Raw genomic sequence first — 21,761 nt, 5'->3', positions numbered from 1 at the left:
GATAAGGAGGAGGGCACGGGATGGAAGTCCTGATCTGGGGCACCGGAAATATGGCCCGCCTCCACAGCGCGCGGCTGGCCCGGCGGACGGATGTGACCATCACGGCGGTGATCAGCCGGCGGGGCGGGGGAGAACCCCTGCCCGGGGCAGCAGACGCCCGTATCCTGGCCGGCCCGGAGGCGCTGGAAACCCTCCCCCGCCGCCCGGATCTGGCGGTGATCTGCCTGCCCAGCGACCTGCACCGCTCCGCGACAGAGGCGCTGATGGGGCGCGTGCCCCATATCCTGTGTGAAAAACCGGCGGCCCTCTCTCTGGAGGACGCCATCGCCATGGCGGACCGGGCAGAACAGACTGGCACCACTCTCGCGGTGGCCCAGGTGCTGCGCTCGTGGGATGCCTATGAGGCCCTCTCCCACCGGCTCACGGCGGGGCGGGAGCGGCTGCACACCTTGACCCTCTGGCGGCGGCAGCCCCGGCCGGACTGGAGCGACGGGGGCTGGCTGGCCGATCCAAAGCGCTCGGGCGGGGTCCTCTTTGATCTGGCCATCCACGATGTGGACTATGTGGTCTCCCTGTCTGGACTGCCCGAGCGGGTGGAGGCCTCCGAAGGACCGGGAGGGGAGAGCGTGACCCTGTTTCTCCGCTATCCCACCTTCTGCGCGGTGCTCTACGCCTCCTGGTGTCTTCCATCCGGCTTTGCCTCCGGACTGGAGGCGGGGGTGGAGGCCGCCTTTACCGATGAACTCATCCGGTTTGACAGCCGCCTGGCCTCCGACCGCTGGCGGCGGTATACGCCCCAGGGAATGGAGGAGGAGTGCTTCCCCACCTGGGACCCCTATGGGCGGCAGATCGACACCTTGCTGGAGGAGCTCCGCGGGGGACGCAGTCCGGGAAGGCTGGATATCCGCACGGTTTTGCCGGCGCTGGCTGTCTGCCAGCAGGCGGAGCAACTGATTTCAGGTTAAGTATGCACATGCATTTTAACAAATCCAAGACAAGAGGAGAATGAAACATGAAGAAAAAGCTCGTTTCTACCGTCCTGGCTTCGGCACTTCTGGTGTCGACGCTGGCGGGCTGCGGGTTCACCGGCGGCGATACCGGAAGCGGTACTCCCACCACCAGCGGTGACCCCGGAACCGCCACCACCACCCGCGATACTCTGGTCTACTATGACAGCAATGAGATCCGTACCCTGGTCCAGTGGGCCGCTTCGGATACTCAGTCCTTCACCATCCTGAACAACACCTTTGAGGGCCTGTTCCGTCTGGACGCCAACCACGAGCCCGAGAAGGCCCTGTGTGAGGATTACACCGTCTCCGAGGACGGCCTCACCTATACCTTTACCCTGCGCGAGGGCCTGGAGTGGTCCAACGGCACTCCCCTGACCGCCAACGACTTTGTGTTTGCCTGGCTCAAGCAGATGAGCGCGGATGCCACCAACGGCTACAACTTCATCATGACCGACTACATCGTCAACGGCGCTGAGTACGGCGAGAACAAGGTCTCCGCCGAGGAAGTGGGCGTCAAGGCGGTGGACGACCGCACCCTGGAAGTCCACCTGAAGAATCCCACCCCCTACTTCCTGTACCTGACCACCCTGAGCATGTACTTCCCCCTGAACGAGGCCTTTGTCACCGAGCAGGGCGACAACTACGGCATCAAGGCCGAGAACATGATCTACTGCGGTCCCTATGTCATCACCAGCTATGACCCCGCCGTGGGCACCACGCTGAAGAAGAACGACAAGTACTGGGACGCTGAGAACGTGGCCATCCCCAACGTGGAAGTCAAGATCATCAAGGACGCCTCCGCTGCCCTGAACGCCTATCAGGCCGGTACTCTGGACAAGGTCAACCTGTCCTCCTCCGACGTGGCCAAGTACAAGGACGATCCCGAGTTCCACACCGTGACCGAGTTCCGCGTCACCTACCTCCAGTACAACATGGAGGACCCCGCTCTGAGCAACGCCAACATCCGTAAGGCTCTGGGCTACGCCATTGACCGCTCCATCCTGGCTGACACCATCCTGGCCGACGGCTCCGCTGCCTCTGAGGGCCTGGTCTCCTTCGGCGTGTCCGGCAGCGATGAGGGCACCTTCCGTGAGCTCAACGGCAACATCTCTTCCTTCGATCCCGACCTGGCCAAGGAGTACTGGGATAAGGGCGTGGCCGAGCTGGGTTCCGAGCCCAAGCTCTCCCTGCTCATCGCTGACGACTCCGTGACCAAGAACATCGCTACCTTCGTTCAGAGCCAGTTCCGCGACAACCTGGGCATTGAGGTCGCCATCGACTCCAAGACCAGCAAGGCCCGCAACGAGCTGATGGACAACAACAACTATCAGTTCGCCATCACCGCCTGGGGCGCTGACTACGACGACGCCATGACCTTCCTGGATCTGTGGATCGCCGATTCCAAGACCGGCAAGAGCACTCCCTACCGCGGCAACTATGCCAACCCCGCTTACAGCGAGCTGATCCTCTCCGCCAAGGCTGACGCCAACGCCGAGACCCGCCTGCAGAGCATGCTGGACGCCGAGAAGCTGCTGGTGGAGGAGGACGCCGTGGTGTCCCCCCTGTACTACAAGGGCTTTGCCTACCTGCAGAGCGCGGAGGTCCAGGACCTGGTCATGCACCCCCTGGGCAGCCCCGTCGAGTTCAAGTTCGCGCACTTTGCTGACAGCGCGGAGGGCTAATCTGCCTCTTCCGCTTCCGCTCTCCGGGGCCGGGAATGATCCCGGCTCCGGGGAGACCCACGGCACAGACTCGTATCTGAGCCGTGGCGGGAGGCCGAGCAGGGGTTCGACCTTCTGCCACGGTTCCAGATCCATACCCGGTCCGCAGCGCGGGCCTCAATTCTTTAAACTCCAGAAAGGAACGGGGGAAGCAGAATGTTAAAATACATTGGCAAGCGCCTGGTGTATCTTGTGCTTACGCTCCTTATTATCATCACAGTCACCTTCTTCCTGATGAAGAAGCTCCCCGGCACGCCGTTTGATACCGAGCGCTTCTCCATGCTGGCGCCTGAGCAGCAGGAGATCATGCTGGAAAAATACGGACTGAATGATCCGGTGCCGGTGCAGTACATCAAGTACCTGGGCAACCTCATCCGGGGCGACCTGGGCACGTCTTTCCTGTACACCGGCCGTCCGGTGGCCGACGTCATCTTCAGCCGTCTTGGTCCGTCCATGCTCATCGGCATCCAGGCGGTGCTGCTGGGCCTGGCGGTGGGACTCACCCTGGGTATCATCGCCGCCTGGAAGCATAACAGCGGCATCGACTACTTTACCATGGTCATCGCCGTGCTGGGCGTGAGTGTGCCCAACTTCGTTGTGGCCGCCCTGCTGCAGTACTATGTGGGCCTTCAGTGGGGAATCCTGCCGGTGGCCTTCTGGACCAACTGGGCCTGCTCGGTGCTGCCCTCCATCGCCCTCTCCTTCAGCGCCACGGCCATGTTTGCCCGGTTCATCCGCACCGAGATGCTGGACGTGCTGGAGCAGGACTACATCACCACCGCCCGGGCCAAGGGCCTGAGCCAGTTCAAGGTCCTCATGGTCCACGCCGTGCGCAACTCCATCATCCCGGTGGTCACCATCCTGGGCCCCGTGGTGGTCAACCTGCTCACCGGCTCCCTGGCCGTGGAGAGCATCTACTCGGTCCCCGGCATCGGCTCTCTGTTCGTGGACTGCATCAAGAACAACGACTACTCCACCATCATGGGCATTACGGTGTTTTACAGCGCCTTCTACATCTTTGTCATCATGGTCGTGGATATCCTCTATTCCGTGATCGATCCCCGGATCCGCATCCAGGGCAGTAAGGAGGGATGAGCATGAACCAGGAAAAGAACATGGACTATCAGAACATCCCCCGGGAGCTCTTTACCAAGGTGCAGGTGGATCAGGGCGAGCGCGAGCGGATCGGCCGCCCCAGCCTCACCGCCTGGCAGGACGGCTGGATCCGTCTGAAGCAGAACAAGGCCGCCGTGGTGAGCCTCTTTGTCATCATCGCCATCGTGGCTCTGGCCATCCTGGGCCCTGTGTTCAGCCCCTATAACTTTGCACAGACCGATTACAGCGCCACCTACCAGGGCCCCAGCCTGGCCCATCTCTTCGGCACGGACATGTACGGCCGCGACCAGTTCACCCGTATCTGGTACGGCACCCGCATCTCCCTGCTCATCGGTTTTGTGGCCGCCTGCCTGGACCTCTTCGTGGGCGTGACCTACGGTGCGGTCTCCGCCCTGCTGGGCGGCAAGGTGGACGCCATCATGCAGCGTATCATTGAGATCCTGGTCGGCATCCCCCACCTCATCATCGTGATCCTGCTGATGATGGTGCTGCCCGCCGGCGTGGGCACCATCATCGTGGCTCTGGCCATCACCGGCTGGGTCAACATGGCCCGTCTGGTGCGCGCCCGCATCCTCCAGCTCAAGAACCAGGAGTTCGTCATGGCGGCCGAGGTGCTGGGTACCTCCCAGAAGAACATCATCCTGCGCCACCTGATCCCCAACACCGTGGGCATCATCGTGATCAACGCCATGTTTACCATCCCCAGCGCCATCTTCACCGAGGCCTTCCTCAGCTTCATCGGCATCGGCCTGTCCGAGCCTCAGGCCTCCCTGGGCGTTCTGATCAACAACGGTTATTCCGTGCTTCAGAGCTATCCCTATCTGCTGATCTGCCCCGCCATCGTGATCATTCTGATCATGGTCTGTTTCAGCATCCTGGGCGACGGCCTGCGCGACGCCCTGGATCCCAGAATGAGTAAGTAGGTGAGACACATGGATGATATTTTGAGAGTAGAAGATCTCCATGTGGAGATCAAGACCCACCACGGACTGGTCAAGGCCGTGCGCGGTGTGGACTTTTATCTGAAGAAGGGCGAGACCCTGGCCATCGTGGGCGAGTCGGGCTGCGGCAAGTCCATCAGCGTGAAGGCCACCATGCGCCTGCTCCCCTCCAACGGCCGGATCTCCGGCGGCAGCGTGAAGCTGGAGGGCCGGGAGCTCACCCAGCTCACCGAGCGGGAGATGCTCAAGATCCGGGGCAGCGACATCGCCATGATCTTCCAGGACCCCATGACCAGCCTGAACCCCACCATGACCGTGGGCAAGCAGATCGTGGAGATGCTCAAGGCTCACCGCAAGGACATGAGCAAGGAGCAGATGAAGGCCCGGGCCCTGGAGCTCATCGAGCTGGTGGGCATCTCCAACCCGGAGATGCGCTACAAGCAGTATCCCCATGAGCTCTCCGGCGGTATGCGCCAGCGCATCGTCATCGCCATCGCCCTGGCCTGTGACCCCAAGGTCCTCATCGCCGACGAGCCCACCACCGCCCTGGACGTGACCATCCAGGCCCAGATCCTGGACCTGATGAAGGAGCTTCAGAGCAAGATCGACACCTCCATCATCATCATCACCCACAACCTGGGTGTGGTGGCCAACATCGCCCAGCGGGTGTGCGTCATGTACGGCGGCACCGTGGTGGAGACGGGCAGCGTGGAGGACATCTTCTACCGTCCCCAGCATCCCTACACCAAGGGCCTGCTGGCCGCGGTGCCCAAGCTCCATGAAAAGACGGACAAGCTCCACACCATCCTGGGCACGCCCCCGGATCTGATGAATCCGCCCAAGGGCTGCCCCTTTGCGGCCCGGTGCGCCCACACCATGAAGGTGTGCCAGGAGTACCGTCCCGTCTTTACGGAGTTTGAAGCGGGCCACACCTCCGCCTGCTGGCTCCACGACGCCAGATGTCAACCGGAGGGGGAGAATCAGTGATGAATGACAAGAACGTATTGGTTTCCGTCCAGCACCTGAAGAAGTACTTCCCCGTGGGGAAGAAGCAGACCCTCAAGGCCGTGGACGACGTGACCTTTGACATCTACAAGGGCGAGACCCTGGGCCTCGTGGGTGAGTCGGGCTGCGGCAAGTCCACCCTGGGTCGCACCGTCATCCAGCTCTACAAGCCCACCGACGGCAAGGTCATCTTTGACGGCAAGGAAGTGGTGGGCAAGCAGAGCGCTGCCGAGCACAAGGAGTTCACCCGCCGGGTGCAGATGGTCTTCCAGGACCCCTATGCCTCTCTGAATCAGCGCATGAAGGTCATGGACATCGTGGCCGAGGGCATCGACAACCACGGCCTGGCCAAGGACCGCAAGGAGCGGGAGGAGATGGTCATCCGCCTGCTGGAGACCGTCGGCCTTCAGCGGGAGCACGCCAACCGCTTCCCCCACGAGTTCTCCGGCGGCCAGCGTCAGCGTGTGGGCATCGCCCGCGCCCTGGCTGTGAATCCCGACTTCATCATCGCCGACGAGCCCATCTCCGCTCTGGACGTGTCCATCCAGGCCCAGGTCATCAACCTGTTCCAGGACCTCCAGAAGGAACGGGGACTCACCTATCTCTTCATCGCCCATGACCTCTCCATGATCAAGCACATCTCCGACCGTGTGGGCGTCATGTATCTGGGCAGCATGGTGGAGCTGACCACCAGCGACGAGATCTTTGAGCATCCCCTCCACCCCTATACCCAGGCCATGTTCTCGGCCATCCCTCTGGCCGACCCCAAGCTGGAGACCAGCCGCAAGCGCATCATGCTCCACGGCAGCATCCCCAGCCCCGTGAACCTGGGCCCCGGCTGCCGCTTTGCCGGCCGTTGCCCCTACGCCACCGACCGGTGCCGTCAGGAGAGCCCGGCCTTCCAGGAAGTGGCCCCCGGTCACTTTGTGGCCTGCCACGAGGTGCAGAAGTAATAGAATCAGCACCGCCCTGTCCGCCTGCGGCGGGCGGGGCGGTTTTGTTTTCCATGTTAAGATCAGGAGGAATTGAACATGATCGAACGCTATCAGGGACAGAACATACCGTGGAAGCTGCGCCTTCAGGCCTGCGGCGGAAAGGCGGGCCAGCAGGTCCAGCCCGGCGAGGGCTGCTGCGTGCTCACCGCGGAGCTGGGCGAGAGCGGCAAGGTGACCGCCGAGCAGATCCGCGTGGCCGCCGCCAAGGGGGCCAAGGCCATCCGGGATCTGGGCGGCTCCGGCATCGTGCTGGACGGGGCCGGAGTCCATGCCGTGCTGGGCGCGGCGGGTGTGGCCGCCATGGTTCAGGGTGCTGAGCTGGCCCTCTACCGCACCGAGTCCTGGAAGGAAGAGGGCCCCGCCGTCGCCCTCTATCTGGACGCCCCCGACGGATGTGAAGCGGCCCTCCGGGAGACCGACATCCTCACCCGGGCCATCTGCTTTGCCCGGGATCTGGTCAACTGCCCGGCCAACAAGCTCACCCCCGACGACATGGCCCGCCGGATGGTGAAGGAGGCCCAGGCCCTGGGCATCGAGACCGAGGTGCTGGATGAGGCCCAGGCCCGTGCTCTGGGCATGGAGGCCTTCCTCACCGTGGGGACCAGCGCCGCCCACGCTCCCCGGCTCATCGTCCTGCGCTACAAGGGCGGCAAGGAGGGGGAGGCCCCCATCGCCCTGGTGGGCAAGGGCGTGACCTGCGACACCGGCGGATACTGCCTCAAGGCCTCCAGCTCCATGAAGGGCATCAAGGGCGACATGGCGGGCGGCGCGGCCGTGTGCGGCGCGCTGCTGGCGCTGGCGGCGAATCAGGTGCCCGTCAACGTCACCGTGGTCATCCCCTCCGTGGAGAACCGCATCTCCCCCGAGAGCTTTATCCCCGGCGATGTGATCGGCTCCATGTCGGGCAAGACCATTGAGGTGGGCAACACTGACGCCGAGGGCCGCCTCATCCTGGCCGACGCCGTGACCTACGCCGTGGAGAAGGAGGGGGCCGCCAAGGTGGTGGACATCGCCACCCTCACCGGGGCCGTGGTGGGCATGTTCGGCTTCACCACCGCCGGCTTCCTCTCCAACGACGAGGACTTCTGCGCCGCCTTCCAGAGCGCCTATGCCCGCAGCGGCGAGCAGTACTGGCGCCTGCCCGCCTTCCCCGAGTACCGGAAGATGATCGAGAGCCCCGTGGCCGATGTGTCCAACGTCTCCACCGACGGCTGCGGCACCATCACCGCCGGTCTCTTCATCGGCGCCTTTGTGGAGGAGCGCCCCTGGATCCACATTGACATCGCGGGTACCGCCTGGGTGGATTCCCCCCGCTGGGCCTATCAGACCAACGGCGCCACCGGCGCGGGCGTGACCACCCTGTATGAGCTGTGCAAGGGCTATGCCCGGGAGGACTGAGATGGAGCGATGGAATGAACGGCTGTGCGCCCTGACGGACGAGCAGCGCCGGGCCATGGAGTTTTTGATGACCCACCTGCCCGAGAGCGATCTGGACCAGTATCCCTTTGACCTCTTCCTGCAATTTGTAGACCACGCCCTCCACCTGCGTGCCCATACCGCCTGGTGCGGGGCGCTGGAGGAGGAGATCTTCTACCACTATGTCCTCTTCCCCCGGGTGAACGACGAGGACCTGTCCTTCCACCGCGCCCTCTTCCACGACGCCCTCCGCGCCCGGATCGAGCCCCTGCCCACCGTGGCGGAGAAGGTGCTGGAGGTCAACCGCTGGTGCCATGAGAACGCCTCCTACCAGTTCCAGGATGACCGCACCGCCTCCCCCCTCACCGTGTTCCGCAGCGGGAGCGGCCGCTGCGGAGAGGAGTCTGCCTTCCTGGTCTCCGCCCTGCGCAGCGTGGGCATCCCCGCCCGGCAGGTGTACTCTCCCCGCTGGGCCCACTGTGACGACAACCACGCCTGGGTGGAGGCCCTGTGCGACGGGGAGTGGCGCTTCCTGGGCGCCTGCGAGCCCGAGCCCATTCTGGACCGGGGCTGGTTCAATACCGCCGCCTCCCGGGCCATTCTGGTCCACTCCCGGCTCTTCGGCGCGGGGAGCTCCCACCTCCACGGCGCGCCCCTAGGCACCGACGGGGCGGTGACCTGGTACAACCAGACCGAGCGCTATGCCCGCACCCGGACCTATACCTTCCGGGCGGAGCGGGACGGGCTGCCCGCCGCCGGGGCCCGGTTCCAGCTCCAGGTCCTCAACGAGGCCAGCTTCCACACCATCGCCACCCTGACCGCGGACGAGCGGGGAGAGGCCCGGGCCCAGCTGGGCCTTGGCGATCTCCATGTGCTGTGCACCCTGGACGGCCTGCGTGCCGAGGGGGACTGCGTGGACGGTGCCGTGGTCCTGGAGCTGGTCCACCCCGCCATGGAGGAGACCGACTGGGCCGAGTTTGACGTCCACGCCCCCAAGGACGAGCCCATCCATCCCGCGCTCCTGACCGCCGAGCAGAAGGCCGCGCGGGCCGCCGAGCTGGTCCGGGGCGCGGAGCTGCGGGAGGCGCGCATCGCCTCCCACTACCATCCCGGCCAGGGAAAGCCCGAGTGGGAGGACCTGCTCAAGGCCGCCCGGGGGAACGCCCCGGTGCTGCTGGCCTTCCTGGAGCGGGACGGCGATCCCCGCCGGGAGACCATGCTCCGCAGCATCACCGCCAAGGACCTGCGGGATGTCACCGATGAGATCCTGGAGGACCACCTCCGCAACGCTCCGGCCCAGGGGGAGATGCCCGGGGAGCTCTACGGGCCCTATGTGCTCTCGCCCCGCATCCAGATCGAGTGCCTCACCCCATGGCGGGGCGCGCTGCTCCAGGCCCTGAGCGAGGGGGAGAAGGCGGCCTTCCGTGCCTGCCCGGCCGCCCTCTGGACGGCGCTGGAGGAGCGGATGGACCCGGCAGTGGAGAAGGTCTACGCCGGAGAGATCACCGGCCTGGTCTGGACGCCCATGGAGGCGTGGCAGGCCATGCGCTGCGACGGGCGGAGTCTGCGCATCCTCTATGTGGCCATCCTGCGCGCCCTGGGCGTCCCCGCCCGTCTGCGTGCCCTGGATGGCATGCCGGAATTTTGGCAGGACGGGGCCTTCCACACCGTCCGTGCGGAGGCCCTGGGCACCCTGCGGCTGACCCAGAGCGAGGGTCCTGCTCCCCTCTACCGTCAGAACTGGAGCCTCTCCCGCCGGGTATCGGGCGGGTGGAAGCTCCTCACCCTCTCCGACGAGGGGTGGAGCGACGGGGAATATGCCCTGAAGCTCCCCGCGGGACAGTACCGTCTCATGACCTCGGTGCGCCTGCCCAACGGCAACCAGTTTGCCGCCCGGCGGGAGCTGGTGGTCCGGGCGGGGGAGGAGATCTGCTCCGACCTGCGCCTGCGGCCCTTCGCGCTGGAGGATCTGCTGGGCTGCCAGGACCTGCCCCTCATGACCGGGCGCACCCTGTGCACCGAGGAGTCCGTGACCACCGAGGTCATCCCGGCGGACGGACGGCCCACCCTCCTCTTCTGGCTGGAGGAGGGCAACGAGCCCACGGAGCACGTGCTCAACGAGCTCTCCGCCGGACAGGAGGCCCTGGCGGCCCTGCCGGTGAACGTGGTGTTTCTTCTGCGGGGCGAGGAGAGCCTGAAGCAGCGCACCCTGGCCGGGGTACTGGCCAAGTGGCCGGGTCTGCGGGTGCTGGAAGATGACTGGGCCTTCGATCTGGAGACCGTGGCCCGGCACCTGACCTGCGATCCGGACCGTCCGCCCCTGGCGGTGGCCTGCAACGGAAAGGGCCAGGCGGTCTACGGCGTGAGCGGCTACCATGTGGGCTCGGTGGAGCTCCTGACCCGCATCGCTGCCCATCTCTGTGAGGAGAAGGCCTGATCCCAGTGTTTCCATAGAAGCAAAAACAGAGCGCCCCTCGGCGCAGCATGTGCTGCGCCAGGGGGCGCTTTTTCTCTGTGGAAATTCAGAACTGCTCGACGATGCGGAGAAGGCCGTTTTCCTCGGTACAGAGGTAGCCTCCGCCGTTGGAGACATGGTAGTCGAAATAGGGCCGCTCCGGCCGGGCAAAGGCGGAGAGGATGGCCATGATGGTGCCGCCGTGGACCACCAGGGCGGTGCGTCCCGGGGCGGGATGTTCCAGCAGGGGGGCGAAGGCGGCGCGGCACCGGGCCATAAAGGCGTCCGGGTGTTCCCCCTCCGGGATGGGACCGGCGCAGTTCCCCTCCACCCAGGCACGGTAGCGGGGATCGTTCTCCAGGTCCTGAAAGTTCTTCCCCTCAAAGACGCCGAAGTCGCACTCCCGGAATTCCTCCACGGGGGTGGGGGTGAGGTGGGGGAAGCAGAGAGCGGCGGTCTCCCGGCAGCGGAGCATGGGGCTGACGAAGAGCCGCTGGGCAGCAAAGCGATCCGGACAGGCGTCCCGGGCAGCGCGCAGGGCCTCGATCCCGGCGGGACAGAGGGGCTCGTCGGTCCGGCCGCCCACATAATTGCTTCTCAGATTGCCGGCCGTCCGGCCGTGGCGCAGGAAGAGAAATTCCGTCATATCACTTCAGCCTCCATCCCAGTCCGCAGACCACCCGCTCCACCCGCTCGGCGCTGGCCGCCAGGCGGCACAGGGCCCGGCCGGTCTCCTCCCGCCAGCGGCGCTCAAAGGGGTCCAGCGGGACCACGCCCAGGCCGATCTCGTCGCACAGGATGACGGCGTCCGGATTCTCGGCCAGCAGACGGTCCACATATTGCCCCAGGTCCTCCTCCCGCTCCAGCAGGGTACGGCAGATGCGGTGGAACTGGTCCACCGCCGGGGCGGAGAGGGCCTCTTCCGGGGTGCAGAGCCGGGGAGAGAGGCCGGTCTGTTCCTTCACATAGGCGGCCTTGCCCTGATGGGCGCCGCCGACATACAGCTTCATACAAACCTCCAGGTGAGGGCGACGGCCAGGGCCATGGACAGCTCGGCCAGCTGCACGAAATACCCGGCCAGGTCTCCCGTAATGCCGCCGAACTGGCGGTAGGACATGCGGCGGTAGTGGAGCAGGCACAGGGCCGCCGCCAGGGCCGCGGTGCCCCCGGACACCGGGGAGAGCCAGACCATCCCGGCCACGGACAGGACGAGAAAGACCAGCATGACCGCGGTCACCGCGCTCTTGTGGGAGGCGTCGGCAAAGGCCTGGAGCATCCCGGAGGGCCGTGCCCCCTTCAGATTGGCCAGGGCCAGACCGCTCATGGCCCGGGAGAGCACAAAGCCCAGGGCCAGCACGCCAAAGCTCCGCAGTGCCTCCGGCTGGGTCAGGGCGCCCAGATCCAGCACCAGCCACACGCCGCAGAAGATGACGGCAAAGGCCCCGGTGTGGGAGTCCTTGAGGATTTCCAGCTTGCGCTCCCGGGTCTGGTGGGAGGAGAGGGCGTCCACCGTGTCGCAGAAGCCGTCCATGTGGATGCTCCCAGAGACCAGCAGGGGGAGGACCACGCATCCGGCCGCCCGCAGGAAGGAATTGAGCCCCAGCTGGGCGCACAGCCAGACCCAGAGCAGGAAGAGCGCGCCGATGACGGCCCCGATGAGGGGGAAGAAGCAGATGGCGTATTTCATATTCTTCTCGCTCCACTCCACCTGGGGCATGGGGAGGCGGGAGTAGGTGGAGAAGGCGATCACGAGGGAGTGGAACATGGGATCTCTCCTTTCAGGACCAGCGGCAGTCCGCAGACCACCTCTACCACCAGGTCGGCCCGCCGGGCCAGCTTCCGGTCCAACTCGCCCAGAAGGGCGAGAAAGGCCTGGGTGGAGGGATCGTATTCGATGCCGTCGGAGGTGATTTCATTGCTGACCACCACCAGGTGGGTACAGCGGTCGGCCAGGGCGGAGAGCTCCGCCCACAGCACCTCCCCGCAGTGCTCCGGACACTGGGGAGAAAAGAGCCGGTTGGCCACCAGATTGGACAGGTCCTCCAGCAGGACCGTGTCCGAGGGGGAGATGGGCAGGCCGTCCAGCCCGTCGGGGCACTCCAGCGTGTCAAAGCCCTTGTGGGCGCGCATGGCGCGGTGCCGGGCGATGCGGCGCTGGGCCTCCTCCCCGAAGGGGCGCATGGTGGCGAGGTAGCGCTTGGGACCCGGACACAGGGTGCAGGAGAGCCCCTCCGCCCAGGCGGATTTTCCGCTCCCGCTCCCGCCGGTTACGAGGGCCACCACGGCGCTCACCGGGCGGGGACGGCGGAGCCGTCCAGATAGCGGGTGTCGTTGAGCTCCAGGGCCTGAAAGCCGTCATCCGCAAAGCGGAAGCGGCACACGCTTGCGTTGTGGAGCATGGCGGCCTCCTCCATACGATCGGGGCAGAGCAGGTGGATGAGGAGCTTGATGGACAGGGCGTGGGAGACCACCAGCACATTCCCGCCCCCCTGCCCGGCGGTCTCCCGGGCGATGGAGGAAAGGCCCTCCAGCAGGCGGGCGCGCAGGGTATCATAGGACTCGCTCATACCGGTGGAGTCCAGGTGGGTGTGGATGCTCTCCACCGCCTCGGGGAGCCGGGCATTGAGCTCCCGAATGGAGATGGGGCGGCCGTCCCGCCCCAGGAGGGAGGAGAGAAACTGCCGGTTGGGCAGGCCCTCCATATCGCCCAGGCACCACTCCCGCAGGCGGCGGTCGGTGTGCAGGGGAAGGGCCTGCTGGCCCATATGATCCAGGAGGATGCGTCCGGTGTCCCGGGCCCGTCCGCTGTCGCTGGACCAGGCCGCGGAAAAGACCACGCCGGAGCGGGAGAGCCCAAGGCCCAGCTGGGCGGCGGCCTCCTCCCCGGCGGGGGTGAGGGGGGAGTCGGCCCATCCCTGGGCCCGGTCCAGGAGATTGAACATGGTCTGTCCGTGGCGCACCACGTAGAGCATGGTTTCTTGCGTCAAATTTGTCACCTTCTGTCCGTGAATGTTCAACAGACCCTATTATAGCATACTGGGGGGAGGCCTGGGAGAAAAAATGGATACCGGTCCAAAAAAGAGAACGAGCGGGGCGCTTCCGAAAAGGGGAAGCGCCCCGCTCGAAGGGCTTTTGGGCGGATTCTGCGCTCAGCCGTCCAGGGCGGCGCGGTTTGCATTTGCCGTTTCCAGACCGGCGTCCCGGTCGTACCCGTAGACATAGCGCAGCTCATAAGGAGAGGAAATCTCGATGGCAGTCACCGTACCGTCCCTGAGGTAGAAGGTAATGTCCCGGCAGTCGTTGTTCTCCTGGGTATAGGGCTGCCAGGTGTAGGCGCAGTCAAAGGAGGGGGAGAGGTCGGATTCGGACTCCAGAGACCAAATGCCGGGGCTGGCCTCCTGGGCGGTGAGATAGTAGAGCTGCTCGGGATAGGCCCGGAGCAGGTCGGCCTCGCTGCTGCCCACCGCCACCTCCCGGACGGTTTTCATACCGGGGATGTCGGTCCAGAGGTAGGAGAGATACTCCAACTGGTCGGGCTCATAGTAGTGGGTGCCCACCAGAAGGGTGCCGCTCTCCAGCGTGGCGCGATACTGCCGGAGGCGGTAGGGGGTCATGCCGTCCCCGTCGGCGGTGGTCTCCGCCGCGCCCTCCAGCTGGTTCACATAGGGTTCATAGAGGAGGAACATGCCCCGCCCGGGCAATTCCCGGCCGGTGAGGGAGAATTCATCCGATACCTGCCGGTCATACCGCTCGGAGAAGAAAAAGTCATAGAGGTAGGCCATGTCCTGAGGCAGGTCCTCCGGCATGGTGGGGCGGTCCCCCTTCCCGTCGTCGAGGATGAGCGGGGCGGACGCGGACGGACTGGGGAGGAGAGAGGGGGTGGGGGTAGGCTCTTCCACGCCGGGGGAAGTACAGGCGGCCAGGGAGAAGAGCAGGGACAGCGCGATGGGAACGGCAGATCGTTTCATCTTGACACCCTCCTTACCATAAGTTCCTGGGTTGAGCTGGTCGGGACCGGGCATTCCTCTTTCTACTTTCATCATACCAGCCGCTGAGGCCAGATGCAAGGAGAAAGGGGCGATTTTGCGCTCAGGAGGGCTCGGAGGGGGAGTGAAGGGCACGCATGGAGTTGAGAATGGCGATGACCGAGACTCCCACGTCGGCAAAGACGGCCTCCCACATGTTGGCAAGGCCAAAGGCCCCCAGGCCCAGTACCAGGAATTTTACCCCAAGGGCAAAGACGATATTCTGCCGGACGATGGAGCGGGTCTTGCGGGCGATCCGGATGGCCAGGGCGATCTTGGAGGGCTTGTCGTCCATGAGGACCACGTCGGCGGCCTCGATGGCGGCGTCTGAGCCCAGTGCGCCCATGGCGATGCCGATGTCGGCCCGGGAGAGGACGGGGGCGTCATTGATGCCGTCCCCCACGAAGGCCAGGGCCCCTCTGGGGGAGGTCTGGCGGAGCAGGTCCTCCACCCGGTCCACCTTGTCGGCCGGGAGAAGCTGGGCGTGGACCTCGTCCAGTCCCAGCCGGCGGGCCACGTCCTCCCCCACGGCCTGGGCATCTCCCGTGAGCATGACGGTCTTGCGCACGCCGCAGGCGCGGAGGGCCTGGATAGCATCGGCGGCGTCCTCCTTGACCTGATCCGAGATGACCAGATGGCCCATATAGACGCCGTCCACCGCCACGTGGACGGTGGTGCCCACCTGGTGGCAGGGATGCCAGGCGATGCCGATCTCCTCCATCAGGGTGTCATTGCCCACGCAGACGGTCCGGCCGTCCACCTGGACCTGGACGCCCCGGCCGGAGCGCTCCTCCACGCCGGTGACCCGGCTGGTGTCCAGTTCGGCCCCGTAGGCCTCCCGGATGGAGTGGGCGATGGGGTGGTCGGACCAGGATTCCGCCAGGGCGGCCAGCTCCAGCAGATCGGCCTCGCGCTCCTGCTCCGGGTGGATGGCGGTGACGTTGAACACGCCTCGGGTGAGGGTACCGGTCTTGTCAAAGACCACGGTCTCGGTGTTGGCCAGGGCCTCCAGATAGTTGCCGCCCTTGATCAGGATACCGGCCCGGGAGGCCCCGCCGATACCGCCGAAAAAGGCCAAGGGGACCGAGATGACCAGGGCGCAGGGGCAGGAGATGACCAGGAAGGAGCAGGCCCGGCCCAGCCAGTCACCCCACCCGCCCTGGAAGAAGAGGGGAGGGATCAGGGCCAGCAGGACGGCGGCCACCACCACGGCGGGGGTGTAGTACCGGGCGAACTTGGTGATGAAGGCCTCAGCCCGGGCTTTGCGTCCCGAGGCGTTCTCCACCAGCTCCAGGATGCGGGCCACGGTGGACTCCTCAAAGGGCTTGGTCACCTGGACCCGGAGCAATCCGGTCAGGTTGATGCACCCGCTGATCACGTCGGCACCCGGCGAGACGCTCCGGGGGAGAGACTCGCCGGTGAGGGCGGCGGTATCCAGGGCGGAGGAGCCCTCCAGAATGACCCCGTCCAGGGGGACGCGCTCCCCGGGCTTGATGACAAGAATGTCACCGGAGGAGACCTCTTCCGGGTCCACCTCCTCCAGTGCGCCGTTCCGCTCCACCCGGGCCACGTCCGGGCGAATGTCCATCAGCGTGGCGATGGACCGGCGGGACCGCCCCACCGCGCAGGACTGGAAGAGCTCTCCCACCTGGTAGAAGAGCAGGACGAACACGGCCTCGGGGTATTCCCCGATGGCCAGGGCGCCCGCTGTGGCCAGGGACATGAGAAAATGCTCGTCAAAGATCTGACCCCGGGTCAGGTTGCGCACCGCCCGCCAGAGGACGTCCCAGCCAATGACCCCGTAGGGGATCAGAAAGAGCAGAAGGCGGGGCAATCCCTGGGCCGGGATCAGAAGGGCGATGAGAAACAGCACTCCGGCGGCGAAGATCCGCCAGAGCATCTTTTTTTGTCTGGAATCCATGGTTGACCTCCTGTCGGGAAATCATTCCCGTCTTTGCAAACTGGATCGAGAACGCGGCTCAGATGTGGAGCACACAGTCGGGCTCAATCTTTTTGCAGATCTTGGCCGCCTCCTGAAGGATGGCGTCGAACCGCTCGTCGTCGGCATCCAGGGTCATTTTCTGGGAGAAGAAGCTGACCGACACGCTGTGGACGCCGTCGAGCTTGGCGATGGCCGCCTCCATTTTGGCGGCGCAGTTGGCACAGTCCAGATTGGTAAAGGAAAAACGTTTTTTCATGGTGAGATCTCCTTTCTGAATGGGGGCTTACTCGGCTACGTGCTCCATGCCCTGGTCCAGGATGGTGCGCACATGGGAATCGGCCAGGGAGTAAAAGACGGTCTTCCCCTCCCGGCGATACTTGACCAGCTTGCTCTGCTTGAGGGAGCGGAGCTGGTGGGAGATGGCGGATTGGGACATGCCCAGCAGGGTGGCGATGTCGCACACGCACATCTCGGCCTCAAAGAGGACATAGAGGATCTTGATGCGGGTGGAGTCTCCAAAGATCTTAAAGAGCTCAGCCAGATCGTAGAGGATCTCCTCATCGGGCATGGTCTCGTTGACCTGTGCGACAATGTCCTCGTGTACATGCATATAGTCGCAGTGGTCCAGATCCTGGGCTTGGGACGGGGAATCGGGGAGGGACATGGTGCATACTCCTTTCTTTCTCAAAATATATGAGCTATTGTTCATATGTAATTATATACGGTGTTGGGGAAATGTCAAGGGGAAATCTTGCGCGGGTGAGCGGGATGAGATATAGTAGACACAAGAAAAAGATGGGAGGAAACGATATGCGGCGAAAAGACCGTGCATTGGAGCGGGAAGCGGCGCTCCGGATTTTGGATCAGACGGAGTGGATGACCCTCTCTATGACACAACCGGATGGAACGCCATATGCCGTACCGGTCAACATGACCCGGGCGGGGGAGTGGCTCTATTTTCACTGTGCGAGGGAGGGCAAGAAGATCGACTGTCTGCGCGCATGTCCCCAGGTCTGCGTCACGGCGGTGGGCCATGCCCGGGTGATCCCCGAGCAGTACACCACCGAGTATGAGAGCGCAGTGGTCTTTGGAACGGCGGAAGAGGTGCTGGAGGAAGCGGCGCGCTGGGAGGGACTGCGGGTGTTCAGCCAGAAGTTCCGTCCCGAGCCGGAGGAGGAGTTCCGGGCACAGAACCGGGGCTGTTTTTCACAGACCGCCCTGTTCCGGATCCGTATTCAGGAGATCTGGGGGAAGGGCTGGAGAGCGCCCGCCAGGCCCGAACCGTGAGAAAAAGAGAACGGCCCCTGCCGCGCTGGAGCAGGGGCCAAAAAAAGAGAAAGAAAATGCTTGACAAATGTGGAAGAGGCGGGTATAATATCCTACGTTGAGTCGCCGGTCCGGCGGCACGGCAAGTGAATATGGGGGTATAGCTCAGCTGGGAGAGCGCTTGAATGGCATTCAAGAGGTCAGCGGTTCGATCCCGCTTATCTCCACCAATTTGAAAGAACAAAAAACTCGTTTCTGAAAAGAAACGAGTTTTTTGCTATACTCCGAACATAAACTACGGGAGACCAAATTGGAAAAGGAGAAGCGCATATGGACCATATGTATTCGGTAACGGTGGACGGCGTCCAACGCCAGTATCCCGCCGGGACTTCCTACCAGACCATTGCCCGGGAGGTACAGGGGGGATACCACAGCGACATTCTGCTGGTGCAGCGGGATGGAAAGCTGTGTGAGCTGCAAAAGAAGCTGGACCGGGACTGCACGCTGCGCATGCTGACCATCCAGGACAAGCCGGGGATGCAGACCTATGAGCGCAGCGTCATTTTCCTGATGCTCAAGGCCTTCTATGATATTGTGGGACGGGATCAGATCGAGCGCATCTGCGTGGAGTACTCCCTGAGCCATGCGCTCTTCATCCGGGCCAAAGGGGCCTTCCAGCTGGACCAGGCCCTGCTGAATCGGGTGGAGGAGCGTATGCGCGAGCTGGCGGAGCAGGCCATCCCCATCCAAAAGCACTCCATTCCCACCGACGACGCCATCGCGCTCTTTGAGGCGCGGAAGCTCCAGGACAAGGCCAAGCTGCTCAGCTGCCGGATCAGCTCCCGGGTCAACTACTATTCGCTGGGAGAGTTTGCGGATTATTTCTATGGCTACATGGTTCCGGACACCGGATATGTGCGGTGCTTTGGGCTGGAGCTGTTTGACTGCGGCTTTGTCCTGCGCCTGCCGGACGTCCAGAAGCCGGATCAGCTGGCCCCCTTTGAGCCCTCGGTCAAGGTGTTCCAGACCATGTACGACGGTGAGCGCAAGGCCGAGGCCCTGCACATCTCCAATGTGGCCGATCTCAACGAGGCCATCTGCCAGGGAGATGCGGCCCAGATCATCCTGACCAGCGAGGCCATGATGGAGAAGAAGATCGGCGACATCGCCGAGACCATTGCCCGGCGCAAGGATGTCCGCTTCGTCATGATCGCGGGGCCCTCTTCCTCTGGAAAGACCACCTTCTCCCACCGCTTGTGCACCCAGCTGATGGCCTGCGGACTGCGGCCCCATGCCATTGCCACGGACAACTACTTCAAAAACCGGGAGGAGACCCCCCGGGATGAGCACGGCCAGTATGACTTTGAGAGCCTGGGCGCCATGGATGTGGAGCAGTTCAACACGGATATGTCTCGGCTTTTGCAGGGCGAGACGGTGGAGATGCCCCAGTTCAATTTCAAAAAAGGCATCCGGGAGTACAACGGAAATACCCTGACCCTGGGCGAAAAGGACATTCTGGTCATCGAGGGGATCCACTGCCTGAATGACGTATTTTCTCACTCCCTGCCCAAGGAGAGCAAATTCAAGATCTATATCAGCTGTCTCACCACACTGAATGTCGATGACCACAACCGCATCCCCACCACGGATGCCCGCCTGCTCCGGCGGATCGAGCGGGATGCCAGGACCCGCGGCTATGGGGCACGGGCGACCATTCAGATGTGGCCCTCGGTCCGGCGGGGAGAGGAGGCCAACATCTTCCCCTTCCAGGACAGCGCGGACGTGGTGTTCAATTCGGCCCTGATCTATGAGATCGCCCTGCTCAAGCCCTATATTGAGCCTCTGCTGTTCGGCGTCCCCAAGGACTGCCCGGAATACCTGGAGGCCAAGCGGCTGCTGAAGTTTTTGAGCTATTTCCTCCCCCTGCCCGCGGACGATGTGCCCAAGACCTCGCTGCTGCGGGAGTTCATCGGCGGGGGATGCTACCAGGTGTGAGCATACCGGAAAGAACGAAAATACAGATAATAAAGGAGCGGTTCCGTTTTGTGCGGAACCGCTCCTTTGCGTGTAAATAGAAAAAATAAAAGGACATCCGAAGGGTTAAGCTCCATAGGTACACAATGTGAACCTATGGGGCTTAACGCCGTGTATGGGGAAGATTAGGGCTTGTGGAACACCACAAGCTCTAATTTCTTATTGAGCAGATAACTACTGGCTCTCGCAAAAGTGGTAAGTTTTCTATCCACGGACAGCGGTGTATGGTCTGCAAAACCAATGATAAGGAATTTATTGAAATACAAATATTCCAGTGGCTTTTCACGCTAACTTGTGGTATGTTGTCTTGCTGCAAGGAGGTAGAGCATATGAACAACGCCCTGAAAAAATTCTACTACAGATTTTACACGCCACTGCCTATGGCAGAGTCTGAGCAGGAAATTGAAACTTGCCACCAACAACTCATTGAGAGATTGGAAAAGCCAGAGAGAAAGCTGGTGTTGCGGATCATGGACGCACAGAACCTCATTGCAGAGGAACGCTCTATGCACAGTTTCCTTTGCGGATTCCAATTGGCATGGGAATTGGCATACGAGTTGAATCACTTTGAGACAGACAGGCATCCCTTTCCGGAAGAAGCGGAGAGGGATGTCTGATTTTTATAGGAATAGCTGTGTAGTACTTTAAGACATGGGCAGAATACTTGTTTGAAACCGTGATTGGGTGTTTAGTCGGCCATGCCAATCTGACCGATGGCATAGCGCAGGGCCTTCATGGTAATGGGCGACTGGGGCTGGATCGCATCGCCCGGCTCCAGCAGCTTGTTGGTGATGGCAAATGCAACGGCGTCCCGCGCCCAGGGAGAGACCTGGCCACCGTCCTGGTACCGGTCCAGAATGTCTACATCGGTCACTTTAGGCCTCCGAACAGGCGATAGATCATCACCATAGCCTGTTCCACAGTCATGGCATCCTCCGGCCCAAAGAAACCGTTACCGTAGCCGCCCAGATAGCCGTTTTGCTCTGCCCAGGCAACTGCCTCAGCGTAAGGAGCCTCCCATGCTACATCTGTAAAGGTGGGGGGTCCCACGGCTTCGTCCCACCGATGGGCATGATCGAACAGCATCTTGACTGCGTCGCCCCGGGTGACGGAAACCTCGCTGTGTCGGCCCAACTGACGGAAATATCATCCAGATAGTGGGAGGTCACCCCTTCAAAGCCGGAGTCGGTGCCGATCACCAGATACGCCGTTCCCGCTTCATCGGTCCGGGCAATTACCTTGGTCTCGATCTCATTGAACTCATATTCACCGGGACGGTTGATTTCCTTTTTGGCAAGGTTGCCGACCACGATCATATCCGCTCCGCCGGTACTCTGACTGCCCTTGTCGATGTTCAGGCGGAAGTGGTTCAGGGAGTCCAGGCTGTTTTCCGGCTCCTCAGAGGCAACACCGCACTTGACGAAGACCGATTCTCCGGGAGCGCCGCCGATGCCGATCATATCATTTTCCACATTGGTTGCCAGCTTGAAACGGACAGTGAACTGATACTCTGTCTCGGGAGCCAGGCCACTCAGTTCTTTGAAATATCCCATAAAGAGATCGTCGCTGTGATTATTGCCGGAGAGGAAAAGGCCCTTTCCAGCGTCTGCAATGGGAACCTCCTCATGGCCGGAGCGAAGCTCATAAAATTCCTCCACCCCCTGCTCGTTGGGGTAGTCGGAAAAAATGGGAGTAAACCCACCGTCATTCTGGTTAAAGTCAAACCCTACTCCGGTGGTCGTCTCCTTTGCGGCGGCAGTCCCCGCCAGAATACTCATGCCAATGGCCGCAGCTATGCTTAGTGAACAGAATCGTTTGAACCGCATTTGAAATCC

At 63.1% G+C, this 21,761-nt stretch carries 23 protein-coding genes and 1 tRNA gene; 12 read left to right on the top strand and 12 right to left on the bottom strand.

The window, feature by feature from the left end; all coding sequences use genetic code 11:
- Window positions 1–20 precede the first annotated feature (20 nt).
- The 8 genes from I2C21_RS12325 to I2C21_RS12290 all read left to right on the top strand — a co-directional run bounded on the left by I2C21_RS12325 (window position 21) and on the right by I2C21_RS12290 (window position 10,641).
- Window positions 21–965 carry a Gfo/Idh/MocA family oxidoreductase gene (locus I2C21_RS12325; RefSeq protein WP_195279408.1) on the top strand — a complete coding sequence of 315 codons (945 nt, stop codon included), beginning with the start codon at window positions 21–23 and terminating at the stop codon, window positions 963–965.
- Between the two features lie 47 nt (window positions 966–1,012).
- The gene (locus tag I2C21_RS12320; RefSeq protein WP_195279407.1) at window positions 1,013–2,692 is read left to right on the top strand and encodes a peptide ABC transporter substrate-binding protein; all 1,680 of its coding nucleotides are present in this window, start codon (window positions 1,013–1,015) and stop codon (window positions 2,690–2,692) included.
- 195 nt (window positions 2,693–2,887) lie between these two features.
- Window positions 2,888–3,826: an ABC transporter permease gene (locus tag I2C21_RS12315; protein WP_193537083.1), complete on the top strand. Its 939-nt coding sequence runs from the start codon at window positions 2,888–2,890 to the stop codon at window positions 3,824–3,826.
- Window positions 3,827–3,828: 2 nt separating this feature from the next.
- On the top strand, window positions 3,829–4,770 hold the full coding sequence (locus I2C21_RS12310) for an ABC transporter permease (protein ID WP_101691213.1): 942 nt from the start codon (window positions 3,829–3,831) through the stop codon (window positions 4,768–4,770).
- Window positions 4,771–4,779: 9 nt separating this feature from the next.
- Window positions 4,780–5,775: an ABC transporter ATP-binding protein gene (locus tag I2C21_RS12305; RefSeq protein WP_101691214.1), complete on the top strand. Its 996-nt coding sequence runs from the start codon at window positions 4,780–4,782 to the stop codon at window positions 5,773–5,775.
- Window positions 5,775–6,746 carry an ABC transporter ATP-binding protein gene (locus tag I2C21_RS12300; protein ID WP_101691215.1) on the top strand — a complete coding sequence of 324 codons (972 nt, stop codon included), beginning with the start codon at window positions 5,775–5,777 and terminating at the stop codon, window positions 6,744–6,746. The genes I2C21_RS12305 and I2C21_RS12300 overlap by 1 nt, the downstream gene beginning before the upstream one ends.
- A 78-nt stretch (window positions 6,747–6,824) precedes the next feature.
- The gene (locus tag I2C21_RS12295) at window positions 6,825–8,186 is read left to right on the top strand and encodes a leucyl aminopeptidase family protein (RefSeq protein WP_286167291.1); all 1,362 of its coding nucleotides are present in this window, start codon (window positions 6,825–6,827) and stop codon (window positions 8,184–8,186) included.
- Window position 8,187: 1 nt separating this feature from the next.
- Complete coding sequence (locus I2C21_RS12290) at window positions 8,188–10,641, top strand: transglutaminase-like domain-containing protein (protein WP_195279406.1); 2,454 nt, start codon at window positions 8,188–8,190, stop codon at window positions 10,639–10,641.
- A gap of 85 nt (window positions 10,642–10,726) precedes the next feature.
- Here I2C21_RS12290 and I2C21_RS12285 read toward each other — a convergent pair whose 3' ends face one another.
- The 9 genes from I2C21_RS12285 to I2C21_RS12245 form a co-directional block, all read right to left on the bottom strand.
- Complete coding sequence (locus tag I2C21_RS12285) at window positions 10,727–11,305, bottom strand: histidine phosphatase family protein (RefSeq protein WP_195279405.1); 579 nt, start codon at window positions 11,303–11,305, stop codon at window positions 10,727–10,729.
- A gap of 1 nt (window position 11,306) precedes the next feature.
- Window positions 11,307–11,669, bottom strand: a complete 363-nt coding sequence (locus tag I2C21_RS12280) for a bifunctional adenosylcobinamide kinase/adenosylcobinamide-phosphate guanylyltransferase (protein WP_193537078.1) — start codon at window positions 11,667–11,669, stop codon at window positions 11,307–11,309.
- Entirely contained in the window at window positions 11,666–12,424 is a 759-nt protein-coding gene (locus tag I2C21_RS12275) for an adenosylcobinamide-GDP ribazoletransferase (protein WP_195279404.1), read from the bottom strand. Before I2C21_RS12275 ends, I2C21_RS12280 begins: the two co-directional genes overlap by 4 nt.
- On the bottom strand, window positions 12,406–12,939 hold the full coding sequence (locus I2C21_RS12270; protein WP_353654810.1) for a bifunctional adenosylcobinamide kinase/adenosylcobinamide-phosphate guanylyltransferase: 534 nt from the start codon (window positions 12,937–12,939) through the stop codon (window positions 12,406–12,408). The genes I2C21_RS12275 and I2C21_RS12270 overlap by 19 nt, the downstream gene beginning before the upstream one ends.
- Before the next feature lie 8 nt (window positions 12,940–12,947).
- Window positions 12,948–13,646 (bottom strand): histidine phosphatase family protein, encoded by a 699-nt coding sequence (locus I2C21_RS12265; protein WP_193537073.1) that lies wholly within the window; start codon window positions 13,644–13,646, stop codon window positions 12,948–12,950.
- Between the two features lie 162 nt (window positions 13,647–13,808).
- Complete coding sequence (locus tag I2C21_RS12260) at window positions 13,809–14,627, bottom strand: hypothetical protein (protein WP_195279403.1); 819 nt, start codon at window positions 14,625–14,627, stop codon at window positions 13,809–13,811.
- Window positions 14,628–14,748: 121 nt separating this feature from the next.
- On the bottom strand, window positions 14,749–16,605 hold the full coding sequence (locus tag I2C21_RS12255; RefSeq protein WP_195279402.1) for a heavy metal translocating P-type ATPase: 1,857 nt from the start codon (window positions 16,603–16,605) through the stop codon (window positions 14,749–14,751).
- A 58-nt stretch (window positions 16,606–16,663) separates the two neighbouring features.
- Window positions 16,664–16,882 (bottom strand): heavy-metal-associated domain-containing protein, encoded by a 219-nt coding sequence (locus I2C21_RS12250; protein WP_101691224.1) that lies wholly within the window; start codon window positions 16,880–16,882, stop codon window positions 16,664–16,666.
- Window positions 16,883–16,909: 27 nt separating this feature from the next.
- Window positions 16,910–17,290, bottom strand: a complete 381-nt coding sequence (locus I2C21_RS12245) for an ArsR/SmtB family transcription factor (protein WP_193537067.1) — start codon at window positions 17,288–17,290, stop codon at window positions 16,910–16,912.
- A 146-nt stretch (window positions 17,291–17,436) separates the two neighbouring features.
- Between I2C21_RS12245 and I2C21_RS12240 the strand changes: the two genes are divergently transcribed.
- From I2C21_RS12240 to I2C21_RS12225, 4 genes are all read left to right on the top strand, one after another.
- On the top strand, window positions 17,437–17,913 hold the full coding sequence (locus I2C21_RS12240; protein WP_180956690.1) for a pyridoxamine 5'-phosphate oxidase family protein: 477 nt from the start codon (window positions 17,437–17,439) through the stop codon (window positions 17,911–17,913).
- 133 nt (window positions 17,914–18,046) lie between these two features.
- Window positions 18,047–18,122, top strand: a tRNA-Ala gene (locus I2C21_RS12235).
- 100 nt (window positions 18,123–18,222) lie between these two features.
- Window positions 18,223–19,887 carry a nucleoside kinase gene (locus I2C21_RS12230; protein ID WP_353654809.1) on the top strand — a complete coding sequence of 555 codons (1,665 nt, stop codon included), beginning with the start codon at window positions 18,223–18,225 and terminating at the stop codon, window positions 19,885–19,887.
- A gap of 368 nt (window positions 19,888–20,255) precedes the next feature.
- Window positions 20,256–20,543 (top strand): DUF6809 family protein, encoded by a 288-nt coding sequence (locus I2C21_RS12225; RefSeq protein WP_195279401.1) that lies wholly within the window; start codon window positions 20,256–20,258, stop codon window positions 20,541–20,543.
- A 71-nt stretch (window positions 20,544–20,614) separates the two neighbouring features.
- Here the strand turns inward: I2C21_RS12225 and I2C21_RS12220 are convergent, their stop codons facing one another.
- From I2C21_RS12220 to I2C21_RS12210, 3 genes are read right to left on the bottom strand one after another with little or no spacing between them, the layout of a single operon-like run.
- A complete protein-coding gene (locus I2C21_RS12220) occupies window positions 20,615–20,800 on the bottom strand; it encodes a hypothetical protein (protein ID WP_016413460.1) in 186 nt (61 codons plus the stop codon).
- Window positions 20,797–21,012, bottom strand: coding sequence for an S-layer homology domain-containing protein (locus I2C21_RS17815; RefSeq protein ID WP_353654808.1), 216 nt, complete (start codon window positions 21,010–21,012; stop codon window positions 20,797–20,799). Before I2C21_RS17815 ends, I2C21_RS12220 begins: the two co-directional genes overlap by 4 nt.
- Window positions 20,949–21,752 carry a hypothetical protein gene (locus tag I2C21_RS12210; protein ID WP_195279399.1) on the bottom strand — a complete coding sequence of 268 codons (804 nt, stop codon included), beginning with the start codon at window positions 21,750–21,752 and terminating at the stop codon, window positions 20,949–20,951. The genes I2C21_RS17815 and I2C21_RS12210 overlap by 64 nt, the downstream gene beginning before the upstream one ends.
- Window positions 21,753–21,761 lie beyond the last annotated feature (9 nt).

The organism is Clostridium sp. J1101437_171009_A5 (genome assembly GCF_015547905.1).
GTDB classification, from domain to species: Bacteria; Bacillota; Clostridia; order Oscillospirales; family Oscillospiraceae; genus Pseudoflavonifractor_A; species Pseudoflavonifractor_A gallinarum.
Note: the sequence above shows the minus strand (reverse complement) of the source record. Positions and strands in the feature narration are given on the sequence as shown.

What these genes read in the sequence shown, in the direction of transcription:
- I2C21_RS12325 (WP_195279408.1), top strand. Translation starts at nt 21, where the DNA reads ATGGAAGTCCTGATCTGGGGCACCGGAAATATGGCCCGCCTCCACAGC.
- I2C21_RS12320 (WP_195279407.1), top strand. Translation starts at nt 1,013, where the DNA reads ATGAAGAAAAAGCTCGTTTCTACCGTCCTGGCTTCGGCACTTCTGGTG.
- I2C21_RS12315 (WP_193537083.1), top strand. Translation starts at nt 2,888, where the DNA reads ATGTTAAAATACATTGGCAAGCGCCTGGTGTATCTTGTGCTTACGCTC.
- I2C21_RS12310 (WP_101691213.1), top strand. Translation starts at nt 3,829, where the DNA reads ATGAACCAGGAAAAGAACATGGACTATCAGAACATCCCCCGGGAGCTC.
- I2C21_RS12305 (WP_101691214.1), top strand. Translation starts at nt 4,780, where the DNA reads ATGGATGATATTTTGAGAGTAGAAGATCTCCATGTGGAGATCAAGACC.
- I2C21_RS12300 (WP_101691215.1), top strand. Translation starts at nt 5,775, where the DNA reads ATGAATGACAAGAACGTATTGGTTTCCGTCCAGCACCTGAAGAAGTAC.
- I2C21_RS12295 (WP_286167291.1), top strand. Translation starts at nt 6,825, where the DNA reads ATGATCGAACGCTATCAGGGACAGAACATACCGTGGAAGCTGCGCCTT.
- I2C21_RS12290 (WP_195279406.1), top strand. Translation starts at nt 8,188, where the DNA reads ATGGAGCGATGGAATGAACGGCTGTGCGCCCTGACGGACGAGCAGCGC.
- I2C21_RS12285 (WP_195279405.1), bottom strand. Translation starts at nt 11,305, where the DNA reads ATGACGGAATTTCTCTTCCTGCGCCACGGCCGGACGGCCGGCAATCTG.
- I2C21_RS12280 (WP_193537078.1), bottom strand. Translation starts at nt 11,669, where the DNA reads ATGAAGCTGTATGTCGGCGGCGCCCATCAGGGCAAGGCCGCCTATGTG.
- I2C21_RS12275 (WP_195279404.1), bottom strand. Translation starts at nt 12,424, where the DNA reads ATGTTCCACTCCCTCGTGATCGCCTTCTCCACCTACTCCCGCCTCCCC.
- I2C21_RS12260 (WP_195279403.1), bottom strand. Translation starts at nt 14,627, where the DNA reads ATGAAACGATCTGCCGTTCCCATCGCGCTGTCCCTGCTCTTCTCCCTG.
- I2C21_RS12255 (WP_195279402.1), bottom strand. Translation starts at nt 16,605, where the DNA reads ATGGATTCCAGACAAAAAAAGATGCTCTGGCGGATCTTCGCCGCCGGA.
- I2C21_RS12250 (WP_101691224.1), bottom strand. Translation starts at nt 16,882, where the DNA reads ATGAAAAAACGTTTTTCCTTTACCAATCTGGACTGTGCCAACTGCGCC.
- I2C21_RS12245 (WP_193537067.1), bottom strand. Translation starts at nt 17,290, where the DNA reads ATGTCCCTCCCCGATTCCCCGTCCCAAGCCCAGGATCTGGACCACTGC.
- I2C21_RS12240 (WP_180956690.1), top strand. Translation starts at nt 17,437, where the DNA reads ATGCGGCGAAAAGACCGTGCATTGGAGCGGGAAGCGGCGCTCCGGATT.
- I2C21_RS12230 (WP_353654809.1), top strand. Translation starts at nt 18,223, where the DNA reads ATGGACCATATGTATTCGGTAACGGTGGACGGCGTCCAACGCCAGTAT.
- I2C21_RS12225 (WP_195279401.1), top strand. Translation starts at nt 20,256, where the DNA reads ATGAACAACGCCCTGAAAAAATTCTACTACAGATTTTACACGCCACTG.
- I2C21_RS17815 (WP_353654808.1), bottom strand. Translation starts at nt 21,012, where the DNA reads ATGCTGTTCGATCATGCCCATCGGTGGGACGAAGCCGTGGGACCCCCC.
- I2C21_RS12210 (WP_195279399.1), bottom strand. Translation starts at nt 21,752, where the DNA reads ATGCGGTTCAAACGATTCTGTTCACTAAGCATAGCTGCGGCCATTGGC.